The sequence below is a fragment of the Streptomyces sp. OR43 genome, from assembly GCF_008042275.1.
In the GTDB taxonomy this organism is placed as follows: Bacteria; Actinomycetota; Actinomycetes; order Streptomycetales; family Streptomycetaceae; genus Streptomyces.
In genome coordinates this window covers 1-4,707 of record NZ_RDBK01000111.1, presented here as the reverse complement: position 1 = coordinate 4,707, position 4,707 = coordinate 1, and the positions used below count along the sequence as shown (strand labels likewise).

Below are 4,707 nucleotides of genomic sequence, written 5' to 3'. Positions count from 1 at the left end.
CTTCATGACGGGGTCGGGCTGCCCGGGGCGGGTGGGCTGCTGCTCGGGCAGCTGCATGACGGTCTCCTTCTGGGTGGGTTAGCGGTTTCGGCGGCGGGTCGAGCGGTACCCGAACGGGCCGGGCAGGTCCATGGATGTGGTGCGCCAGCCGGTGGAGCTGATCGTGTGGCGGGGGCCGGGGCCGCCGCCCAACGTGATCGACCAGGAGCGACGGTTGATGTTCAGCCGGACCCCGGGGAAGATCCGGAACGACTTGCGGTACGTGATCGGCATGCGGGTCTCCTAGGGGTGGTTGTGACGCTGCAGGACGTCAGGCGGACACTTTCCCTGCCACACACTCCGTGCAGCGCAGCATGATCTGCCGCTCGTAGTCCGTGGTGGCGTTGGCGTTGAGGGCGGGCACGAACGTCGTCCCCATGCACCGCTTGCACTCGTCGGGAAACAGGGGGCGGTCGTGGCCTTGGGCGACCCACTCCGCGTCGGTCAGGCCGGAGTGCGGGTTGCGGACGGTGGGGTCTGTGCTTACGGGCTTACGCCTGTGCTCCATCGCCGGATCGGCGGGATCGTATGGCGGGTTGGGTGCGGATACCGTCCGCTCTTCCGGTGTCGGAATGCCCTTCTGGTTGGGCATGGGGGTTGCCTTCTTCCTGGTGGCGGGCTTCTTGGGCTCGGCCGCTTCGGCTGTTCCTTCGATGGCTTGGCCGTACCAGGCGCCGCCGACGCCCTTGCCGCCATGTTTCTTCTTCTCGTGTGCGCGCAGGGATGTGGTGGCTTCCTTGGCGTCCCGGAACCGCGGCTTCGTCTTGGTGCCGCAGGGGCAGGTCCAGCCGATGAGCCCGGTGTTGCGGTCGGCGCCGAACCGGGCTGCCATGGCGACCTTGACGCGGCCGGCCTTGCCGTGGGTGGGCTTGGCGGGGCAGGGCTTGGAGCCGGTGAACGCCCCGTCCTTCCCCTGGGTGAAGATCTGCCCGTTGCCCTTGCACCTGGGGCAGCCTTCGTGGGTCATGCGGAGGATCGCGGCGTCCTTGCGGGACATGACGACGTCCTTGTGGGTGTCCATGTGCTTGGCCGCTATGAGGGCGACTCGCATGCCGAGGCGGGCGAAGATCGGCACGTTGCGGGGGACGGTGAGACCTTTGCCGACTCGGGCGCGCGAGACGGGCTTCCGGCGGCGGGCAGTGGTCCTTTTACGGGCGGTCGACGTCTTCGCAGCCATGATCGACGATTCCTCTCCTAGAACTTCACATATATGGATCAATAGGGTGTCTATGGGCCGTCTTTGGCCCGCCTAGGGCCCGTCTATGGCCCGGCTACCTGCGGTGATGCGCTGGCGGGTAGCCGGGGCCCAGACGGGTCAAAGACGGGGCTTAGGCGGCCTGAAGACGGGCCTTAGACGGGTCGATCAGCCCAGCAGCGGCCTGCTCGACCGCGGCGCGGGACCATCCGCGGACCTGCGGGCTGTCGCCCCACTTGTCGCGGCTGGCCTTCACCGTCGGCGCGTGCGACTGCAGGATCCGGGCGAGCTTGGCGCTGTCCAGGTCGGCGCCGGTCAGCCCGAACAGGGCGGGGATCAGCACCTCGTTCGTCGGCAGGAACACCGCCTCGCGCTCCTCGAAGGTGCGCAGCAACTGAGCGACGATCGCCGCGTCGTCGTGCTCGACCCGATCGAGTCGGCCGGCGAGGCTGGCGCCTTCAGTCACGCCGTCGCGGCGGATGACATGCAGGAGATCGGCGGCGGCCAGGCTGTCGGCGTCGAACCACGGCCGACCCGCGGCCTTCCGGTCTCCGACTGCCTGCATGACCTGATCACGGGACAGTCGATCCCACTTCCACAGGATCGGCCGGTCGTAGCCGGGGCCGCGGATGAATGCCTTGCCCGCGTCGTACACCCGCTCGTCGTCGACGGCAGGCTGGAGCCGGTCGGGCCGGTAGCCCGCAGCGGCAGCCCCGGTGCCGAGGGTGAGGCGAATGTCTTCGGCCCGGGAGGCAAGCATGACTCGGTAGGTGACGGAGTCGGCAATGGCGTCACCGAGGGAGTCCTCGGTGCTCTCCTGGGCGGCGAAGATCAGGTGCACACCGGTTTCACGACCGATGCGCAACAGCTCGATCGCAAGAGCCTTGGCCTCCTTCGGCAGGTAGATGAACTCGTCGACGATGGCGAAGATGACCGGGTACTTGGCGGAGGGCTCCCACAGGTCACCCATGTTGAGGTTGTGCTTGACGTCGTTACGGGCCGAGGCGATCTTCACGAGGCGCGACAGCCACTCAGTGCAGTCGGCGCCGCCGCGGATCGGCGGCGCAGCCATGACGCCCTCGAACTCGCGGAGCCCACCCTTGACCGGGTCCATCTCGATAGCGATGGCATCCCGGCACGCGGTGATGACCTCGGCGATGCAGCGGAGGGCGCCCTTCGTCTTCGCGGATCCGGACTTGCCGATGATGAGCATCGACATCCCGCGCAACCGCAGTTCGAGAGGGGCACCGTCCATGCTGCGCCCACGAACAGCGACATCCCGCACGGACAGGCTGTTCGGGCCGTGGACGGCAGGGCGCGGCAGGTGCGCGAACGGGTCCGCGGTGACGAGACGGAGAACGAGGTGGGCGGCCGAGTCGAGGTCGGGCTCGATGAGGGTTCCGCCGCGTTTGATGTCAAAGAGGGCGTCCAGGTTGTCCGCTGCGGCGTTGACCTTGCCGGGGGCCGACCCCTGCAGGACCACGTCGATCTCCCAGCCCCAGTCGCGGTGGCCGAGGACGTCGATGGTGCGGGTGCCGATCCCTTCGTGGGCGAGGGCCCGGGAAACGCACTCGATGACCTGCTCGCCGCCTACGCAGTACGACAGGGGGAACGGCTCGTCGGAGTCCATGGCGTCCTGCTCGGCAACGACCTGGCCGGGGGCGATTCCGGGGGCGTTGAGCCGGTACCGGCCGTACAGGGCCATGGTGGTAGCGGCGAGCAGTCCGGTGGCGGCTGGCGGAATCGCCCAGGAGTAGTCGAGGGCGGTCATGCCGGCCCCGGCGACAAGGGCGATCCAGCCAGCGAGGTTGAGGCCGGCAACTCCGAGGGCGGACCAGCCGAGGAACCGCCACCTTGACTTGCGGGCCAGCTGGACCTTGTTCCAGTCGGTGCCCTTGTTCATCCCGCCTAGGACGTCCTGGAGGTCGTGGGCGCGAACGTATCGGTATCCGAGGTAGGCGCTGGACCTGAGCCCGGCCCAGAACCAGCCGCCGGCGATCCAGCTGCCGCGGGCTGTGAGCCCGACCGCCCGGCCGGTGGCCGCAGCCACGACCATGGCTGCGGAGCCGGCCCGGCGGGTCATGGGGGTGCGCGGCTGAATGATCTCGATGATGCCGGGGGCGATGTCGTCCTCGGTGTCGTCGCGGTCGACGAGCTGCCCGGGAATGACCTTGCTCGTGTCCCACCCGGCAGGGACGGTCAGCGGCTCGGTTTCGGTCGTCACTTCTGCTCCTCGGTGGCAGCGGTACGGGCGGTGATGGCGGCCTGCTTGCGGGCGGCTGAGACGTACTTCGGGGTGTCCCCCGGACGGCGCCGCCCGGCCCTTGCCGGCGGGTTGTAGACGCGGGTCTTCTGAGTGGGGGGCATTTGCGATGCACGCTGCGCGTTCGTGGTCTTGCTGGGCGTGTTCGCGGGGTCGCGTTCAAGGACTCGCTGCATGCGCGTGGCGGCGGCGTTGCGCCCGCTGATGCTGTTCGCGGTGACGCCCGGCTTCGCTGCGTGCAGGTCATCCCAGGCCCGGTCCCAAACGGCTTCGGTGACGGTGGTCTCGCCCATGGCGACGGCAAGCTTCAGCGCGTACTTCCACTCATCGGGGAACTCCTGCGCCCGCTGCTCAGCGAGCTTCAGCGCGATGGCCTCCATGGCCTTCTGCCGGGCCTCTTCGCGGGCGGCCTCACGCTTCTCCTGGGCGGCCTGTGCGGCAGCCTTCTTCTCGGCGGCTTTGCGTTCCGCCCGCCGCTCACGCCGGGTCTTGACCCCGTCGCGCTTCCGGATCCGCCCGTGCTCGTGGAGGTCCCACACACCAGGGCCGGCGAGGGATGCGAACGCGGTGCCGACGGCGGTGGCGGGGTCGAAGTGCTCCAGGCCGTGCCACAGGTTGACCCCGGCAGCGACGAACGCGAGCGACCAAGCGATGAGCCGGTAGTGCCAGTGCGGGCGGTGCGCGGCCACGGCTGCGGCGGCTCCGGCGAGGATCACCCAGGCCCCGGCTTCGAGCATGACCGGTGCGGCCAGCAACCACCGGGCGTCGGGGTTGTAGAACGCGGACATCTGAACGGGCAGGGCAACGATCGCGCACATGATGGCGAAGGCGAGGGCAGTGTTCCGCCACAGCCCCGCCGACCGGGCAACCTTGGCCGCGCCTGCAGCCTCGGCCAGGCCGGCGTCTTCGGCCGCGGCTCGCTCTTCCTCGGCCTGGCGTGCGGCCTGTTCGCGCATCCGCTGGATGTCTTCGAGGTGGGCGTCGTGCTCGGCCCGGTCGCGTTCCATGCGCATCGCGGCACGCTCATTCGCGAGACGCATCTTCTCCGCTTCGGCCTCGGCCTTGATTTCAATGGCTTTGGCCTCGGCTTCGGCAGCGATCCGCTGCTCCTCGGCTTCGGCGTAGGCCCGGGTGCGGATGGCGTCGGCTTCGGCCTGGGCGACAAGGTCAACGGCGGGGGTCGGCTCGGGCTCGGGCTGGGGTTCGGGGG

General features: G+C 69.3%; 3 protein-coding genes and 1 pseudogene. All 4 read right to left on the bottom strand.

Annotation, left to right across the window (positions count from 1 at the left end; genetic code table 11):
• Positions 1-78: 78 nt before the first annotated feature.
• Positions 79-273: a DUF4236 domain-containing protein gene (locus tag EAO72_RS41260; RefSeq protein ID WP_148022515.1), complete on the bottom strand. Its 195-nt coding sequence runs from the start codon at positions 271-273 to the stop codon at positions 79-81.
• A gap of 37 nt (positions 274-310) precedes the next feature.
• The gene (locus EAO72_RS41255; protein ID WP_148022514.1) at positions 311-1,216 is read right to left on the bottom strand and encodes a hypothetical protein; all 906 of its coding nucleotides are present in this window, start codon (positions 1,214-1,216) and stop codon (positions 311-313) included.
• Positions 1,217-1,367: 151 nt separating this feature from the next.
• A complete protein-coding gene (locus EAO72_RS41250; RefSeq protein ID WP_148022513.1) occupies positions 1,368-3,458 on the bottom strand; it encodes a hypothetical protein in 2,091 nt (696 codons plus the stop codon).
• Positions 3,455-4,707, bottom strand: a pseudogene (locus EAO72_RS41245) (hypothetical protein); the annotation flags it as partial. The pseudogene EAO72_RS41245 and the gene EAO72_RS41250, both read right to left, overlap by 4 nt.